Annotated in this window: 19 protein-coding genes and 2 tRNA genes; 16 read left to right on the top strand and 5 right to left on the bottom strand. The window is 43.8% G+C overall.

What is annotated here, in order from left to right; genetic code table 11:
* The first annotated feature begins 29 nt into the window (after positions 1 to 29).
* Complete coding sequence (mpl, locus tag Xhom_RS02225; protein WP_069317217.1) at positions 30 to 1,400, top strand: UDP-N-acetylmuramate:L-alanyl-gamma-D-glutamyl-meso-diaminopimelate ligase; 1,371 nt, start codon at positions 30 to 32, stop codon at positions 1,398 to 1,400.
* A 134-nt stretch (positions 1,401 to 1,534) separates the two neighbouring features.
* Here the strand turns inward: mpl and argR are convergent, their stop codons facing one another.
* On the bottom strand, positions 1,535 to 2,005 hold the full coding sequence (gene argR, locus Xhom_RS02220; protein WP_069317216.1) for a transcriptional regulator ArgR: 471 nt from the start codon (positions 2,003 to 2,005) through the stop codon (positions 1,535 to 1,537).
* A gap of 463 nt (positions 2,006 to 2,468) precedes the next feature.
* Between argR and mdh the strand changes: the two genes are divergently transcribed.
* On the top strand, positions 2,469 to 3,407 hold the full coding sequence (mdh, locus tag Xhom_RS02215; protein WP_069317215.1) for a malate dehydrogenase: 939 nt from the start codon (positions 2,469 to 2,471) through the stop codon (positions 3,405 to 3,407).
* Between the two features lie 112 nt (positions 3,408 to 3,519).
* Here the strand turns inward: mdh and Xhom_RS02210 are convergent, their stop codons facing one another.
* A complete protein-coding gene (locus Xhom_RS02210) occupies positions 3,520 to 3,786 on the bottom strand; it encodes a helix-turn-helix domain-containing protein (RefSeq protein ID WP_069317214.1) in 267 nt (88 codons plus the stop codon).
* Between the two features lie 187 nt (positions 3,787 to 3,973).
* On the opposite strand from Xhom_RS02210, the gene Xhom_RS02205 reads away from it, so the two are divergent.
* Together Xhom_RS02205 and Xhom_RS02200 are read left to right on the top strand one after the other, a co-directional pair.
* Entirely contained in the window at positions 3,974 to 4,321 is a 348-nt protein-coding gene (locus Xhom_RS02205) for a DNA-binding protein (RefSeq protein ID WP_069317213.1), read from the top strand.
* Positions 4,322 to 4,396: 75 nt separating this feature from the next.
* Positions 4,397 to 4,777: a DNA-binding protein gene (locus tag Xhom_RS02200; RefSeq protein WP_069317212.1), complete on the top strand. Its 381-nt coding sequence runs from the start codon at positions 4,397 to 4,399 to the stop codon at positions 4,775 to 4,777.
* A 43-nt stretch (positions 4,778 to 4,820) separates the two neighbouring features.
* Here the strand turns inward: Xhom_RS02200 and ispB are convergent, their stop codons facing one another.
* The gene (gene ispB / locus Xhom_RS02195) at positions 4,821 to 5,792 is read right to left on the bottom strand and encodes an octaprenyl diphosphate synthase (RefSeq protein WP_069317211.1); all 972 of its coding nucleotides are present in this window, start codon (positions 5,790 to 5,792) and stop codon (positions 4,821 to 4,823) included.
* Positions 5,793 to 6,044: 252 nt separating this feature from the next.
* Here ispB and rplU point away from each other — a divergent pair, with 252 nt between their 5' ends.
* From rplU to cgtA, 3 genes are all read left to right on the top strand, one after another.
* Positions 6,045 to 6,353 (top strand): 50S ribosomal protein L21, encoded by a 309-nt coding sequence (gene rplU / locus Xhom_RS02190; protein ID WP_012986964.1) that lies wholly within the window; start codon positions 6,045 to 6,047, stop codon positions 6,351 to 6,353.
* 20 nt (positions 6,354 to 6,373) lie between these two features.
* Complete coding sequence (gene rpmA / locus Xhom_RS02185) at positions 6,374 to 6,631, top strand: 50S ribosomal protein L27 (RefSeq protein ID WP_069317210.1); 258 nt, start codon at positions 6,374 to 6,376, stop codon at positions 6,629 to 6,631.
* Positions 6,632 to 6,818: 187 nt separating this feature from the next.
* Positions 6,819 to 7,988, top strand: coding sequence for an Obg family GTPase CgtA (cgtA, locus tag Xhom_RS02180; protein WP_069317209.1), 1,170 nt, complete (start codon positions 6,819 to 6,821; stop codon positions 7,986 to 7,988).
* Between the two features lie 105 nt (positions 7,989 to 8,093).
* Here the strand turns inward: cgtA and dacB are convergent, their stop codons facing one another.
* Positions 8,094 to 9,542, bottom strand: coding sequence for a serine-type D-Ala-D-Ala carboxypeptidase (gene dacB / locus Xhom_RS02175; RefSeq protein ID WP_069317208.1), 1,449 nt, complete (start codon positions 9,540 to 9,542; stop codon positions 8,094 to 8,096).
* Positions 9,543 to 9,818: 276 nt separating this feature from the next.
* On the opposite strand from dacB, the gene greA reads away from it, so the two are divergent.
* The gene (gene greA, locus Xhom_RS02170) at positions 9,819 to 10,295 is read left to right on the top strand and encodes a transcription elongation factor GreA (protein WP_069317207.1); all 477 of its coding nucleotides are present in this window, start codon (positions 9,819 to 9,821) and stop codon (positions 10,293 to 10,295) included.
* 104 nt (positions 10,296 to 10,399) lie between these two features.
* On the opposite strand, the gene yhbY is transcribed toward greA, so the two are convergent.
* Complete coding sequence (yhbY, locus tag Xhom_RS02165; protein WP_047962392.1) at positions 10,400 to 10,693, bottom strand: ribosome assembly RNA-binding protein YhbY; 294 nt, start codon at positions 10,691 to 10,693, stop codon at positions 10,400 to 10,402.
* Between the two features lie 134 nt (positions 10,694 to 10,827).
* Here yhbY and rlmE point away from each other — a divergent pair, with 134 nt between their 5' ends.
* The 8 genes from rlmE to rimP all read left to right on the top strand — a co-directional run bounded on the left by rlmE (position 10,828) and on the right by rimP (position 17,276).
* The gene (gene rlmE / locus Xhom_RS02160) at positions 10,828 to 11,457 is read left to right on the top strand and encodes a 23S rRNA (uridine(2552)-2'-O)-methyltransferase RlmE (protein WP_069317205.1); all 630 of its coding nucleotides are present in this window, start codon (positions 10,828 to 10,830) and stop codon (positions 11,455 to 11,457) included.
* A 48-nt stretch (positions 11,458 to 11,505) separates the two neighbouring features.
* The gene (ftsH, locus tag Xhom_RS02155; RefSeq protein ID WP_069317204.1) at positions 11,506 to 13,422 is read left to right on the top strand and encodes an ATP-dependent zinc metalloprotease FtsH; all 1,917 of its coding nucleotides are present in this window, start codon (positions 11,506 to 11,508) and stop codon (positions 13,420 to 13,422) included.
* A gap of 117 nt (positions 13,423 to 13,539) precedes the next feature.
* The gene (gene folP, locus Xhom_RS02150; protein WP_069317203.1) at positions 13,540 to 14,409 is read left to right on the top strand and encodes a dihydropteroate synthase; all 870 of its coding nucleotides are present in this window, start codon (positions 13,540 to 13,542) and stop codon (positions 14,407 to 14,409) included.
* A 34-nt stretch (positions 14,410 to 14,443) separates the two neighbouring features.
* Positions 14,444 to 15,781, top strand: coding sequence for a phosphoglucosamine mutase (gene glmM, locus Xhom_RS02145; protein WP_069317202.1), 1,338 nt, complete (start codon positions 14,444 to 14,446; stop codon positions 15,779 to 15,781).
* A 179-nt stretch (positions 15,782 to 15,960) separates the two neighbouring features.
* On the top strand, positions 15,961 to 16,299 hold the full coding sequence (gene secG, locus Xhom_RS02140) for a preprotein translocase subunit SecG (protein WP_069317201.1): 339 nt from the start codon (positions 15,961 to 15,963) through the stop codon (positions 16,297 to 16,299).
* 72 nt (positions 16,300 to 16,371) lie between these two features.
* A tRNA-Leu gene (locus tag Xhom_RS02135) sits at positions 16,372 to 16,461 on the top strand.
* 58 nt (positions 16,462 to 16,519) lie between these two features.
* Positions 16,520 to 16,596 (top strand) — tRNA-Met (locus Xhom_RS02130).
* A gap of 227 nt (positions 16,597 to 16,823) precedes the next feature.
* Positions 16,824 to 17,276: a ribosome maturation factor RimP gene (gene rimP, locus Xhom_RS02125; RefSeq protein ID WP_069317200.1), complete on the top strand. Its 453-nt coding sequence runs from the start codon at positions 16,824 to 16,826 to the stop codon at positions 17,274 to 17,276.
* Positions 17,277 to 17,285: the final 9 nt, after the last annotated feature.

Below are 17,285 nucleotides of genomic sequence, written 5' to 3'. Positions count from 1 at the left end.
ATACAGTTCATGATATTGGATAGAAATAAATGCGTATTCATATTCTTGGCATTTGCGGTACTTTCATGGGAGGGCTAGCACTCCTCGCTCGTGCATTGGGTCATGAAGTTATCGGCTCTGATGCCAATGTGTATCCACCAATGAGCACCCTATTGAAAAAACAGGGTATTGAGCTGATTCAAGGATACGATCCTGCACAACTCGATCCGGTGCCAGATATAGTGATCATAGGTAATGCCATGACTCGCGGTAATCCCTGCGTAGAAATGGTGTTGGATCGTGGTATCCCTTATACCTCCGGCCCACAGTGGTTGCATGATCACGTTTTACCTGAACGTTGGGTATTGGCTGTTGCGGGAACTCACGGTAAAACGACAACGGCAGGTATGTTGGCGTGGATTTTGGAAGCTTGTGGCTATAAACCGGGATTCTTGATCGGTGGTGTACCGGGTAATTTTGAGGTTTCTGCACAAATCGGAGATAGCCCGTTTTTTGTGATTGAAGCGGATGAATATGACAGTGCCTTTTTTGACAAACGTTCAAAATTTGTGCATTACAGCCCCCGTACGCTGATTATGAATAATCTCGAATTTGATCATGCCGATATTTTTGAAAATTTGGCGGCTATTCAAAAACAGTTCCATCATCTTGTCAGAGTTGTGCCGAGTACAGGTAAGATCATTGTTCCCGATAGTGACATCAATCTGAAACATGTACTTGCAATGGGATGCTGGAGTGAGTTGGAACAGCTCGGAGAAACCGGAGAGTGGCAGGCGAAGAAAGTCAGTCAGGATAGTAGCAACTATCAAGTATTTCATCATGGTGAACTGGTTGGGGAAGTCAATTGGTCACTCGTAGGTGAACACAATATGCATAATGGTTTGATCGCGATTGCGGCAGCCCGTCATGTTGGGGTGCAACCTGCTGATGCTTGTCAGGCTTTGGGGGAATTTATCAATGCCCGCCGCCGGCTTGAGTTACGTGACGAAGTGAATGGTGTCTCGGTTTATGACGATTTTGCCCATCATCCGACGGCTATTTTAGCTACGTTGGAAGCACTGAGAAGTAAAGTCGGCGGGATGGCTCGTATTCTTGCTGTCTTGGAACCTCGTTCTAATACTATGAAAATGGGCATGAGCAAAAATGATATCGCGCCGTCTCTGGGACGTGCTGATGAAGTTTTTCTCTATCAACCAGCCAACATTCCGTTGCAGGTAATTGAAATTGCGGAGCAATGTATTCAGCCTGCTCGTTGGAGTACTGATATTGATGCTTTGATTCGGATGATTGCTGAAACAGCCCAGCCAGGTGATCATATCCTGATTATGAGCAATGGTGGGTTTGGTGGCATTCATGATAAGTTGCTGACTGCATTGGCTAAGAAGGCAAATGCTGCCTGATCGGAAAATGGATTGGAGTAAGAGGATCGTACCTATTGGGCGATCCTCTTTTCATATAAGGCAATATTATATGATGTGTCTTTTGGTGTTTCGCTGTGTCTGTTCGCAGGTTTATGGACATACAGCGAGTAGGATTAAAGCTCTTGTTCAAACAGGTTGAGGATCGCCTCATAGAGTTGTTTTGTCGTAAAGTTTTTCGCTGGGGTGGTAAAAATGGTGTCGTCCCCCGCGATGCTACCAAGAATGCCTTCAGCTTTACCTAATGAATCCAACAGTCGTGCAATTAACTGTGCTGCGCCCGGGCTGGTACGTATAACGACAACACTGTGATTATAATCGATATCTAATACCAGATTTTTTAATGGGCTAGTTGCTGTGGGAACCCCGAGTTCTGCTGGTAGGCAGTAGACCATTTCCATTTTTACGTTACGGGTTCGGACAGCACCAAATTTAGTCAGCATTCTGGAAACTTTAGATTGGTTGATATTTTCAAAACCCTCGTCCTGAAGTGCTGTAACAATTTCACCTTGAGAGCTGAATTTTTCTTCTTTCAATAATGCCTTGAAAGCCTTTACCAAATCTTCTTGTTTCGAAGGAGCACGCATATTTCACCATCTTTGGATCCGTTATAAGGCTGATATTATGCGAAAGAGTGCATTTTTATTCAAGAAAGAGAAGAGAAAACCCAGCTATAGAGCTTAATTAGCGCTTAATTGCATACTTTTCCCCTATTATCCGATTAATAGCTGATAATTAATAAGGTTATTTTTGATTCATTTTTTTCCACATATTGAGCATGGTAAATGTATTGTTAATTAAATGGAGTTGTTTGGAACTAGAGCGGGGAGTAAGTTAATCAGCTAAGTTGTGAGTGGTAAAACTGGAATAATTCTCAAAAAAGTGTCCGTTATCTCATTAACAGATAAGCATTTTGTCTAGAATAAAACAACTTTGGTGTTCCATCATTAAGCCAATAGGTGGATAATCTGGTTGTTAACAGATTGTTTTTAATCTCTCTTAACCAGATAGGTTTAAGTTTTTTACAGCACTTATTTAAGGAGTATCAGGATGAAAGTTGCAGTTCTCGGTGCAGCCGGTGGTATTGGTCAGGCACTTGCCCTTCTACTCAAGACCCAACTTCCTTCAGGTTCAGAACTTTCCTTGTATGACATTGCTCCGGTGACTCCAGGTGTGGCAGCCGATCTGAGCCATATCCCAACGGAAGTCAAAGTCACTGGTTTTGCTGGTGAAGATGCAACCCCTGCATTGGTAGGTGCAGATGTGGTATTGATTTCTGCAGGTGTGGCACGTAAACCGGGTATGGATCGTTCCGACCTGTTTAACATCAATGCTGGGATTATTTGTAATCTGGTTCAGCAGGTTGCTAAAACTTCTCCAAAAGCATTAATCGGAATTATCACTAACCCTGTCAATACTACCGTAGCGATTGCTGCTGAGGTTTTGAAAAAAGAAGGTGTTTACGATAAGAACCGTCTGTTCGGTGTGACAACGTTGGATATCATCCGTTCAAACACGTTTGTTGCTGAACTGAAAGGTAAGAAACCAGAAGCGCTGGAAGTTCCGGTTATTGGTGGGCATTCAGGTGTAACTATTCTGCCACTGCTGTCTCAAGTTCCTGGCGTTAGTTTTACTGATGAAGAAATTGAAGCATTGACCAAACGTATCCAGAACGCAGGTACTGAAGTGGTTGAAGCGAAAGCGGGTGGCGGATCTGCAACTCTATCGATGGGGCAGGCAGCGGCACGTCTGGGACTTTCTCTGATCCGCGGTCTGCAAGGCGAAAGCAATGTTATCGAATGCAGCTATGTCGAAAGTGACGGTAAATATGCTCGTTTCTTCGCTCAACCTGTTCGCTTAGGCAAGAATGGTATCGAAGAGCGTTTAGATATTGGCGAATTGAGTGATTTTGAACATAAGTCACTAGATAATATGCTGGATGTTTTGAAGAAAGATATTGAATTAGGCGAAAAATTTATTAACGGTTAATTTATTTAATTCGTAATTTATTAATATACAAATTAAGTTAAATATATTGAATAACTAAAACCGCTAGTTAAAATATAACTAGCGGTTTTTCTTTGAATAATTATATTGATAACTAATTATTCTTTTTATCTCGAATTTTTCTTTCTAATAACTCTCCTGTTCTGGGGTCGAAATAACGGCTTGGCCATATTTCGGACGGATGCAATTCTAAATAATCCGCTATTATCCACTCTCCCTTGGGCCATGGGCGAGAAAGTGTATTCGCCAAAGTTGATGAGCTTAGCCCTGCTTCACGGGAAACGGCTGCCAGTGTAGTTCCACGCTTACGTAAAGCTGCAATAATATCAGCAGGATGCCAATCCGATTTCATAGAAATCATTTTTTTAATCCTTTCCTATTAAATTTGACGCCACATTAGTGGTATAACTAAAGCGTTAGTGTGAAATTAATAACGAACACGAATCTGTTATTAAGAAAATAAAATAACATTATTTTTCCAAAAAATGTTTCTAATTTTTTCTTAATAACTTCTTTTTTGAACTTGGTTACAAAAATAGAGAAACATTATGAAAAAAGAGTGGTATACGGCAATGGAGTTGACCGGTGTAGGAGAACTACCTAGATCACCACAAGGAGTTAATGCTAGAGCAAAACGTGAAGAATGGTTGAGGCAAAAGCGGATCGGTGTTCAAGGTAGGGCAATTGAATACCATTATTCTTGTTTTCCTGAATCAACTTTGACCGCTCTGGAACTTTATGAAATATCACCTGAATATCAGGTTCAGAAACAAGATCCTTTAGCCATTTGGGTGAGTGCATTTAATTTGCTCACCGAGGAAGAAAAGGAGGTCATTACCGAAGTGATATTACGAGATGGCATAAGAAGTTTTTTGGAAAAAATCACTGCGACTTGAGGCAGCTTTTGAAAAGCCAAATGTTCAAAATTTGGCTTTTTATTCACTGCTCCGGTAAAAAGCGAGGAAAAAGAGATGAAAAAAGAATGGTATTCTGCAAAGGAACTCATCGGCCTCGCAGGTCTGCCATCGTCTCCCCAAGGAGTAAACCTGATGGCAAGGCGTGAGAGTTGGGAACAACGCCGTAAGCGTGGAGTGCAGGGAAAGGCACTCGAATATCATGTCAACAGCCTGCCCGAAGAAGTTCTGAATGTACTGACCGTGAGTGAAAACTCGGTCGAGTATTGCCGGAATAAGCGGCAGGATCCTTTTATGATTTGGGTGGAAGCTTATTATCAGTTGACCAAAACTGAAAGAGAACGCATGGTCAAGTTCATATTGAGAAGAGGGTTAGCTAGCCTTGTTCAATATATAGGAATTCAAGAGGTTGATAATAAGGAAAGTACCTCAGAGTAAGCAATCTGGGGTACTTTATTTGAATTAAAAAAGTCTATTTGAATTAAGAAAGTCGCTGTACTGCGACATGGGCTAATCCTATAAGAGCCGCCTTGTATGGAGATTCTTCCAGTACTTGTAACGCTGAAATGGCTTTATCTGCCTCTTCCTCCGCCCGTTGGCGGGTATATTCAAGTGAACCGCACTGTTTCATTGTTGCTAGTACAGTTTCCAACAAATGGCGGCCATTACCTTGCTCAATAGCACTGCGTATCAGAGCTGACTGTTCAGGCGCTCCATGACTCATGGCGTGTAGAAGGGGAAGTGTTGGCTTGCCTTCGTTTAGGTCGTCCCCTGTATTCTTGCCGAGTGTATTGTCATTTGAATCGTAATCCAGAAGATCATCAATTAATTGAAACGCTGTACCAAGATAACGGCCATAATCGCGCAGTGCTACTTCTTGTTCAGATGTTGCATTGGCTAAAATAGCGGCCGAATGTGCTGCAACTTCAAACAGGCGGGCAGTTTTACTATAAATGACGCGCATGTAGTCATCTTCTGAGATATCCGGGTTATTACAGTTCATTAACTGCATCACCTCACCTTCAGCAATGACATTTGTGGCGTCAGACATGAGTTTCAATACACGCATGGAATCAAGATCAGTCATCATCTGGAATGAGCGTGTGTAGATAAAATCACCCACAAGGACACTGGCCGCGTTGCCATAAATAGAATTGGCCGTTGCCTTGCCGCGACGCATGTCTGACTCATCAACAACATCATCATGCAGCAAGGTTGCAGTGTGGATAAATTCAATCAAGGCCGCCACTTTGACGTACTTTTCTTGTTCGCAATGAAGCGCTTTACCAGCCAGTACCGCAATCATGGGGCGAATGCGTTTACCGCCACCGCTGATAATGTAGTAACCCAGCTGGTTGATCAGCGCAACATCAGAATTTAATTGCTTAAGAATGGTTTCATTAACCGCTGCCATATCATCAGCGGTGAGTTTTGTAATCGATTCTAAATTCATGTTTTGGCTTTGGACTCTGATTCAGAGCTGTGCTCATTAAATTAGCATATCAACAGATATCACGATGTATCGATTGTACTTGAAAAACCGTTCAAATAAATGACAATTGAAAAACTCCGTTTTTTTCACATCTGTTCTAATTCTGCTCTTGTCTTCCAAGTGGTTTTTGCGTAGAATTCGCGCCCTATTGTGAATATTTTATAGCGCGCTCTGGAAAGCATTTTTAGGGGGTGCGCGGAAAGCGGAGTTTATATGTACGCAGTTTTCCAAAGTGGTGGTAAACAACACCGAGTAAGCGAAGGTCAAACAATTCGCTTGGAAAAGCTGGACATCGCAACCGGTGAAACTGTTGAGTTTGACCAGGTTCTGATGGTCGCGAATGGTGAAGACATCAAGATCGGCGCTCCAGTAGTTGAAGGCGTTAAAGTCAAAGCTGAAGTTGTTGCTCATGGCCGTGGCGAGAAAATTAAAATTGTTAAGTTTCGTCGTCGTAAACACAGCCGTAAGCAGCAGGGCCACCGTCAGTGGTTCACTGATGTTAAAATCACTGGCATCGCTTAAGATTTTAGGAGAGCAGATTAATGGCACACAAAAAGGCTGGCGGCTCGACTCGTAACGGTCGCGATTCTGAAAGCAAACGTCTGGGTGTAAAACGTTTTGGTGGTGAGTCTGTTTTAGCAGGCAGCATCATCGTTCGTCAACGTGGTACTAAATTCCACGCAGGCAACAACGTAGGTTGTGGCCGTGACCACACCCTGTTCGCATTAGCTGACGGAAAAATTAAATTCGAAGTTAAAGGTCCAAAAAACCGTAAATTTATCAGCATCGTAGCTGAATAAGTTTTTTGATCTTCGATCGAATCGGAAGCCCTGCAATGTGTGTTGCGGGGCTTTTTATATTTTGGATTATGCCCTATGGATTTCAAGATGCAGCCAACAAAGCGGCAACTTGAAAGACGGCGGGTAATGCCATCTCTGGGTACAGCAGCCATCCAGCTTTACGGTGGCTATCCTACGGAGAAAAGTAATGAAATTTGTAGATGAAGCCAAGATACTGGTTGTAGCGGGAGATGGTGGCAATGGTTGCGTCAGCTTCCGTCGAGAGAAATATATTCCCAAAGGTGGGCCAGACGGTGGTGATGGCGGCGATGGCGGCGATGTTTATCTGTTAGCAGATGAAAATCTCAATACCCTGATTGACTACCGTTTCGAAAAATCTTTCCGTGCCGAACGTGGTCAAAACGGACAAAGCCGTGATTGTACCGGTAAACGTGGCCAGGATATTACTATCAAAGTTCCCGTCGGAACCCGTGTGAGTGATATTGCTACAGGTGAGGTGATTGGAGATATGTTGCGCCATGAACAGCGTTTTATGGTTGCAAAAGGGGGCTTCCACGGTCTCGGTAATACCCGCTTTAAATCTTCTGTGAATCGTGCTCCTCGTCAAAGAACGATGGGTACGCCGGGAGAAAGCCGCGAGTTGATGTTAGAACTGATGTTGTTGGCTGATGTGGGTATGCTGGGGATGCCAAATGCAGGCAAATCCACCTTTATTCGTGCGGTTTCGGCAGCAAAACCTAAAGTTGCTGATTATCCATTTACAACATTGGTGCCAAGCCTTGGCGTCGTGCGTATGGATCATGAACAAAGCTTCGTGGTCGCGGATATTCCAGGTTTGATTGAAGGGGCATCAGAAGGTGCAGGTCTGGGTATTCGATTCCTGAAACATTTGGAGCGTTGCCGCGTCTTACTGCATTTGATTGACCTCTTCCCAATTGATGAATCTGATCCGGTTGAAAATGCCCGTATCATCATCAAAGAGCTACACAGATACAGTGAAAAACTGGCAGAAAAACCACGTTGGTTGGTGTTCAACAAAGTTGACCTGACGACGGACCCGGAAGAAGCCAAGCAGCGAGCAAAAGCGATTGCTGATGAGCTGGGTTGGGAAGGTGATTATTACATGATTTCAGCCGTGAACCGTCAGGGCGTGAAAGAGCTTTGCTGGGACATCATGGAGTTCATGAAGACTCAGCCTCGTAGCATGGAAACATTAGAAGAGGCTCAGCCTGAAAAAGTTGAATTCATGTGGGATGATTATCATAAGGAACAGTTGGAGCAATCATCTGAAGATGATTTAGATGACGACTGGGACGAAGAAGACGACGAAGGTATTGAGTTTATTTATAAACACTAATCTTTATACTCGACGTTTGGATATGGTGTTTAAATATAGTAAAGGGCGCTAAAAATAGCGCCCTTTTTCTATTCTATTCTCTATCGATTTTTTATCTGTTCTTGCTCAATGGTTGCGGTATAACCATTTATATAAATGATTTTCAAAACGCGCCAATGGAACACGACGGTTACGTTGATCTTCGGGGGAAACCGTGTAATTAGAGATAAATTGGACAAAAGCGATTTGTTGCCCGCTGGCGGTTGTTATAAATCCGGCAAGATTATAAACGCCTTGTAATGACCCAGTTTTGGCAAATACCTTGCTATCCACACCCGCTTCATGCAGCCCGGGGCGATAGGCCAGAGTGCCATCATGTCCTGCCTGAGGCAGCATAGAGATGAAGTCCAGTTCATCGTTGTGCTGGGCGATAAATTGCAATATCTGCATCATGGTTGCAGGGCTGATTAGATCGTGACGTGAAAGGCCGGAACCATCCACTATGACTGTATTGCCTAAATCAATACCCGCTTTTCGTTTTAAGATCTGATGAACGGCATCAGAACCAGTTCGCCATGTACCGGGAACGTTAAAATAGCGATGGCCTAGAGTACGAAAAATAGTATCAGCAATCATGTTATCTGACTTTTTCAACATGATTGTCAACATATGGTGTAACGGCGCTGATTGATTTAGGGTGAGAATTTTTTCTGGATGCTGAGGAGCCGATTGGCGTCGTATATAGCCTTTTAATTCAATATCTGCAAGATTCAGCTCATTTTTCAAAATAGTACCTGCATAGCTGGCACCATTCTGGATGGCGAATGCCAATGGTAATGGCTCATCGCGTTGCGTCAGGCAACCAGTGAGGGTATATCGGTTTAAATCACCCGATGTGACATCAAGCTCGCAGTATTTTGCTTCTGGGGAACCTTTGGCCAATGTTTTTACTTCACTAAATACATTGACCGGATAAAAAGAGGGAACACGGACAAATGCCAGATCACCGGGGTGTTCAGAGCTGTTCAGTAAAACTGAAAAGCAATTTTTATCTACGATTGCAGCCGATGGAGGGGCACTGAAACATTGGGTCATATCGTTCCATACCCAGCCGGGGGCTTTATCGTGACTGGCAAAAATAGAAATATCTATGATGAGATCACCATCAATCTGATTTATGCCTAACTGCTTCAATTTATCCACCATATTGCGCAGTTGTGTGCGAGTCAGCATCGGATCACCGACAAAACGAGCAATCAGGTTACCTTTTAGTATGCCATTTGAAATAGCCGCATCACTTTCCAGTGTCGTGACAAAACGGTAATCATTGCCGAGCTGTAGTTGAGCCGCTAGTGCGGTCACAATTTTTTGTGTACTTGCAGGTAATGCCATTTGTTGCCCGTGATAATCAATCAAGGGAGTATTTGAACCCACTTTTTGGGCAACAAATGAAAAATTTGTCCCCTCAGGCAAATACTGAGCGTATTCCTCAATGGCAAGGGTATTTGCACTGAAAATACTCAGACTCAAACTGAGCACATTCGCTATTCTTTTAGTAATCTTTAAAAGAGCCATAGATCTCGCATATAAAAAGATGGATGTATTTCAGGGAAATTTGTATCAATAATACTAAGGTGCAATTCAGGGAAAAGTAAACGATGATCCATCATCAACTCTACGTTAGAATAATAGATTAGCAGGTAAAAAAATATGCATATGAACTTCAGGTGATGCTGGGTTTATATTACTTTTATTGTCTGGAAGCCCGCCTGATAGGGTGTGCTCATTGTGCTGTTATTCAAAATCAGGAAGATGTTGTTTGGGCTTAGGATTGATTTAGAGGTTTGATAAATGAAACAAATTCCGATGACGGTACGCGGCGCGGACAAATTGCGCGAAGAATTAGAGCATTTGAAGAATGTACGTCGCCCTAAAATTATTGCTGCAATCGCTGATGCGCGTGAACACGGCGATTTGAAAGAGAATGCTGAGTATCATGCTGCTCGTGAGCAGCAGGGTTTCTGCGAAGGTCGTATTCAGGAAATTGAAGCTAAGCTCTCCAATGCGCAGGTAATTGATGTCACGAAGATGATCAACAACGGCCGTGTGATCTTTGGGGCAACGGTAACGGTATTGAATGTGGACTCGGATGAAGAGCAAACCTACCGTATCGTGGGGGATGACGAAGCAAATATTAAAGAAAATCTGCTTTCCGTGAACTCACCTATCGCCCGTGGCTTAATTGGTAAGGAAGTGGATGATGCTGTTGTAATTTCCACGCCAGGCGGTCAAGTGGAATACGAAGTTTTGAACGTGGATTATTTCTAATAAGCACGATGGTAATTGGCCATTACGCTGACATGAAATAAAAAAGGCCAGCTCTGGCCTTTTTTATCATGACAATATGGCACTTTTATATAAATATGCCGTGGTTATTTAGGTAGACTAATCTTGCGCTCTTTTGATGGACGATAGAGAACTAAAATTTTTCCAATAATTTGCACATTATGTGCACCAGTTTCACGAACAATCGCTTCAGCGATCAAAGTTTTGATTTCGCGGTCTTCGCCTGCGACCTTGACTTTGATAAGCTCGTGATGCGAAAGAGTTTGTTCGATTTCAGCCAATACGCCTTCGGTCAGCCCATTGTTGCCGATCATAACGACAGGCTTTAATGAATGAGCGAGACTTTTCAGGTGTTGAACTTGTTTCTTATTAAGGGTCATCGTTTTTTTGCTTAGTTGGGATTGAAAACGACACATTCTACCGCCATCTCATAGCTATCACCATAAAAGTGTGGTGTGGTTTGATAAGAGAGCGCAAAAAATAAAGCTCTCTATTAGTATAGTTGGAAAGAACAATGGCCAATAAAAAACGCTCAGCAAGCTCAAGTCGCTGGTTACAGGAACATTTTAGTGATAAATATGTTCTTCAGGCGCAGAAAAAAGGGCTTCGCTCTCGCGCTTGGTTTAAACTTGATGAGATACAACAAAGCGACAGAATCTTTAAACCGGGCATGACCGTTGTTGATTTAGGCGCTGCTCCGGGAGGGTGGTCTCAATACGTAGTCAGTCAGATTGGTAATCGTGGGCGGGTGATTGCTTGCGACCTTTTACCGATGGATCCGATAGTTGGGGTCGATTTCCTGCAAGGAGATTTTCGTGATGAACTTGTATTGAAAACATTGCTTGATAGAGTTGGTGATAATAAAGTCCAGGTCGTCATGTCGGATATGGCTCCCAATATGAGTGGAACCCCCGCGGTCGATATTCCCCGATCCATGTATCTGGTTGAATTAGCGTTGGATATGTGTCGTGATGTGCTGGCCCCTGGGGGTAGTTTTATTGTCAAAGTGTTTCAGGGAGATGGCTTTGATCAGTACCTGAGGGAAATACGCTCCCTTTTTACGAAGATAAAAATTCGTAAACCAGAAGCTTCGCGGGCACGATCACGTGAAGTATACATTGTAGCGACAGGGCGGAAAGTATAGTACCCTGACTACTATTTGTTAACACAGTTGTAATATGAGGTTAATCCCTTGAGTGACATGGCGAAAAACCTGATTCTCTGGTTAGTCATCGCAGTTGTCTTGATGTTATTGTTCCAGAGTTTTGGTCCCAGCGATTCTAGCGGTCGTAGGGTGGATTACTCTAATTTCATCAATGAGATATCACAGAATCAAGTAAGCGAAGTACGTATTTCGGGTCGTGACATCGATTTCACTAAGAAAGACAACGGTGGAAAATACAGCACTTATATGCCGATTCAGGATGAAAAGCTGCTGGATACCCTGCTTAATAAACAGGTAAAAGTTATTGGTGAGCCACCAGAACAACAAGGCCTGTTGGCGACACTCTTCATTTCATGGTTCCCAATGATATTGCTGGTTGGCGTCTGGATCTTCTTTATGCGCCAAATGCAAGGTGGCGGCGGTAAAGGGGCGATGTCTTTTGGTAAAAGCAAAGCCCGCATGTTGACAGAAGATCAGATAAAAACCACGTTTGCCGACGTTGCTGGTTGTGACGAAGCAAAAGAAGAAGTGGGTGAACTGGTAGAGTATTTGCGTGAACCCGGTCGTTTCCAGAAACTGGGTGGTAAGATCCCGAAAGGTATCTTGATGGTTGGCCCGCCTGGTACGGGTAAGACGCTGTTGGCGAAAGCTATTGCCGGTGAGGCGAAAGTGCCTTTCTTCACTATTTCCGGTTCTGATTTTGTTGAAATGTTTGTTGGTGTCGGTGCTTCCCGTGTTCGCGATATGTTTGAACAGGCGAAAAAAGCGGCACCTTGTATCATCTTCATTGATGAAATCGATGCAGTAGGCCGTCAGCGTGGTGCTGGTTTGGGGGGCGGACATGATGAACGTGAACAGACACTGAATCAGATGCTGGTTGAGATGGATGGCTTCGAAGGTAACGAAGGTATTATTGTTATTGCCGCTACCAACCGTCCAGATGTTTTGGATCCTGCATTGTTGCGTCCTGGTCGTTTTGACCGTCAAGTCGTTGTTGGTCTGCCTGATGTACGTGGTCGTGAGCAGATTCTGAAAGTGCATATGCGTCGTATACCTCTTGATACTGATATTGACGCTTCCATTATTGCCCGTGGCACACCGGGTTTTTCGGGCGCCGATTTGGCTAACCTTGTAAATGAAGCTGCTTTGTTTGCTGCTCGTGGTAACAAGCGTGTAGTCTCTATGGTTGAGTTCGAAAAAGCCAAAGATAAGATCATGATGGGGGCAGAACGCCGTTCAATGGTGATGACAGAGGAACAGAAAGAATCCACTGCATACCATGAAGCAGGACATGCCATTATCGGTCGTTTGGTGCCAGAACACGATCCTGTTCATAAAGTGACGATTATCCCACGTGGCCGCGCGTTAGGCGTGACGTTCTTCTTGCCAGAGGGCGATCAGATCAGTGCAAGTCGTCAGAAATTAGAAAGTCAAATATCAACGTTATACGGTGGTCGGTTAGCTGAAGAAATTATCTATGGTGTAGATAATGTTTCTACTGGTGCGTCGAATGATATCAAAGTAGCGACTTCTATTGCGCGCAACATGGTGACACAGTGGGGTTTCTCAGAAAAGTTGGGGCCATTGTTGTATGCCGAAGAAGAAGGTGAAGTTTTCCTCGGTCGTTCGGTTGCCAAGGCAAAACATATGTCTGAAGATACTGCGCGTTTAATTGATCAGGAAGTGAAAGTTATCATCGATCGTAACTATTTACGTGCTCGTCAGATTTTGATGGATAATCTTGATGTTCTTCATTCAATGAAAGATGCATTGATGAGGTATGAAACTATTGATGCACCACAGATTGATGACTTGATGAACAGAACATCAGTACGTCCACCAGCAGGTTGGGAAGGTGATAACAATAATGGTAGTAATAATCGCCATAATACATCATCTTCTCAACAAACTGAGAAGCCTGCGGATGGTAATCCAACCGCTTAAGATGGCTAACAATCTTATCAAATTAAAGGGAATCACAAACGGTTGTCCTTAAATTTGACTGACTGTACTTATTAAACCCCAGGCTCCCCTGGGGTTTTAACATTAAGGCCCTTAGCGATGAAACTGACAGCCAGAGGCAGAGTCCTCGACCTTTCTTATCCGCAAGTAATGGGAATTCTAAACGTTACCCCTGATTCCTTCTCGGATGGTGGTACTCACAATACGTTGGATACAGCTTTGTGGCATGCAGCCAAAATGATTGAAGAAGGGGCAACTATCATTGATGTTGGTGGGGAATCGACGCGCCCTGGTGCGGATGATATCAGTGAGCAGGAAGAGCTGGAACGTGTAGTTCCTGTGATTGAGGCATTAACGCAGCGCTTTGATGCTTGGGTTTCCGTGGATACGTCAAAAGCGGTAGTAATGCAAGAATCTGCCAAAGTCGGTGCTCATATTATCAATGATATTCGTGCGTTGCAGGAGCCGGGAGCACTTGATGCGGCGGCACAAACTGGATTACCGGTCTGTTTAATGCATATGCAGGGACAACCCCGTACGATGCAAGCCGAACCGTATTACGAAGATGTCGTTACGGAAGTCAAAACATTTCTGATGCAGCAAATTGAGCTTTGTATTGCGGCTGGTATCGCAAAAAATAATCTGATCCTTGATCCTGGCTTCGGTTTTGGTAAGAACTTATCGCATAATTACCAGTTATTGGCTCATTTGCAAGAATTCCATCATTTCGGTTTACCGATTCTGGCGGGAATGTCACGTAAGTCAATGATTGGTCAATTGCTTCATCTACCACCACAGGAGCGAGTGACAGGAAGCGTTGCTTGTGCTGTGATTGCAGCCATGCAAGGTGCCCGAATAATCCGTGTGCATGATGTCAAAGAAACCGCTCAGGCGATGAAAATCGTGCAGGCAACTATGCAGGCAACATTGCCTGCAAAAAACATAACGCCAGCAAAAAACATGCAGTGAGCAAAGAATACGTTCAGCAAAGGAAAAGAAGTTTATGAGTAGCCGTAAATATTTTGGTACGGATGGTATCCGTGGCAAAGTCGGTAATAGCCCAATTACCCCTGACTTTGTTTTGAAACTTGGTTGGGCCGCTGGAAAAGTGCTGGCACGTCATGGTTCCCGCAAAATCATCATTGGTAAAGATACCCGAATTTCAGGTTATATGCTGGAATCTGCGCTGGAGGCAGGATTGGCCGCGGCAGGATTATCGGCATCCTTTACCGGCCCTATGCCAACACCTGCTGTGGCCTATCTCACACGTACTTTCCGTGCAGAAGCTGGTATTGTCATTTCGGCTTCCCACAACCCTTACTATGATAACGGCATTAAATTCTTTTCCATTGATGGGACTAAATTGCCTGATGCTGTTGAAGAAGCCATTGAAGCAGAAATGGAGAAACCACTGACCTGTGTGGAATCGGCGGAATTGGGACGTGCAAATAGGATCGTTGATGCTGCTGGTCGTTATATTGAGTTTTGTAAAGGTACATTTCCTAGTGAACAAAACTTGAATGGATTAAAAGTTGTTCTCGATTGTGCTAATGGTGCCACCTACCATATTGCTCCAAACGTTCTCAGAGAGCTTGGGGCAGATGTTATTACGATTGGCTGCGAGCCGAATGGTATTAATATCAACGAAAAGTGTGGTGCAACTGATGTTTGTCTATTGCAACAGTGTGTACTGGAAGAACAGGCAGATGTTGGTCTGGCATTTGATGGTGATGGTGACCGCATCATCATGGTTGACCATCTGGGTCAGAAAGTTGATGGCGACCAGATCCTCTATATCATCGCGCGTGAAGCATTGAGGCAAGGCCAGTTACGTGGTGGAGCAGTAGGCACTCTGATGAGTAATATGGGACTCGAGTTGGCACTGAAACAGCTTGGTATCCCATTCGAACGTGCAAAAGTTGGCGATCGCTATGTACTGGAAAAATTGCAGGAAAAAGGCTGGCGTCTGGGAGCAGAAAATTCAGGCCATGTGATTTTGCTGGATAAAACCACGACAGGTGACGGTATTGTTGCTGGGTTGCAAGTTCTGAGTGCTATGGTGCGTAATAATATGAGCCTGCATGATTTGTGTAGTGGCATGAAACTTCTGCCGCAAATTTTGGTTAACGTCCGCTTTGTGGGTGATACTGATCCCCTGCAATCAGAGTCTGTACTTGATGCCGTGCGATCTGTTGAAACTGAATTGAATGGCCGTGGTCGTGTTTTGCTGCGTAAATCCGGTACAGAGCCATTGATCCGCGTCATGGTAGAAGGTGAAGACGAAGAACAAGTTACAGCATTGGCGCATCGTATTGCTGATGCTGTGAAAAAAACAGGTTGATTTGTTGATTTTTTCTTCGATCAGCGCCAGTATTTAAAATTACTCTTGCGTGTCTGATACGCTTTGGTTAGTATTCACACCCGCTCAATAAGTTAATTTTTCTAATTTTGTGAGCGGGTGATGCAATATAAAATCGCTACGAAATTGTGGTAAATCCCACGAGGAAACGGGTACAACATATGTATGAAGCTCTTTTAGGTATATTCTTGCTGGTTGGCATCGGGCTTATTGCTCTGGTTCTGCTACAGCAAGGTAAAGGTGCTGATATGGGTGCTTCTTTCGGCGCGGGTGCATCTAACACGCTGTTTGGTTCATCGGGTTCTGGGAATTTTATGACTCGCATGACCGCTGTTCTTGCCACGCTGTTTATTGTTATCAGTCTGATTCTTGGTAACATGACCAGCAACAAAACGGGTTCTAGCAGTAAATGGGATAACCTCGTTGAACCTGTAAAAGTTGAAAAACAAACAGAAGTTCCGGCGGTTCCAGCAAAAACAAACAGTGATATCCCGCAGTAAATTTCAGTAATAGAATTGAAATAGGGTTGTTAGTTTAAATAAATGTTAGAATAACAGTCCTATAAAATCAGTGCCGAGGTGGTGAAATTGGTATACACGCTACCTTGAGGTGGTAGTGCCTAAACAACGGGCGTACGGGTTCAAGTCCCGTCCTCGGCACCATTAATCTAGAAACTTGCGTTTTTAGTTTTATCAGCGTAAGATTTGCCACGTTTTCGAACGCGGGATGGAGCAGCATGGTAGCTCGTCGGGCTCATAACCCGAAGGTCGTCGGTTCAAATCCGGCTCCCGCAACCACTTCTTAACAACCTGAGCCTTTTCCAGAGTAGCCATTCAGCAGCCGTTAAGATATCAATCCTAATTTGCAAGGTTACTTTGAAGAAAGGTATAGAAAGAAGTTGGTTGAGACCACTGGCAGTAAACAGGGTCCAGTTACATAAAGCCCCGGGTATCGGGGTTTTTTGTTATTTGACAGCAGAACTACTGGGCTAATATAGCCCTTTTTTTATGTCTTGGGGGTGGGCTTGTCCACATTAGAGCAAAAATTAACAGAGATGATTTCAGCACCAGTTGAAGCTTTGGGTTTCGAATTAGTTGGCCTGGAGTTTATTCGCGCACGTGTTTCAACATTGCGGATCTATATTGATAGTGAAGAGGGTATCACTGTTGATAATTGTGCTGATGTTAGCCACCAGGTCAGTGCAGTGCTTGATGTTGAAGATCCGATTTCTGTACTTTATAACCTGGAAATATCTTCACCTGGGCTTGAGCGTCCACTGTTTAAGGCTGAACACTACCAGCGTTTTATGGGCGAAAAAGTCAATTTGTTTTTACGAATGGCAATGCAGAATCGCCGTAAATGGCAAGGGATCATCAAGGCTGTTGATGGTGAAATGATTACGGTTACGGTGGATGGAAAAGACGAAGTGTTCGCACTGAGCAACATCCAGAAAGCGAACCTGGTACCCCACTTTTAAAGTTCGGAT

Origin of the sequence: Xenorhabdus hominickii (assembly GCF_002632725.1) — a bacterium.
Lineage (GTDB): Bacteria > Pseudomonadota > Gammaproteobacteria > Enterobacterales > Enterobacteriaceae > Xenorhabdus > Xenorhabdus hominickii.
Note: the sequence above shows the minus strand (reverse complement) of the source record. Positions and strands in the feature narration are given on the sequence as shown.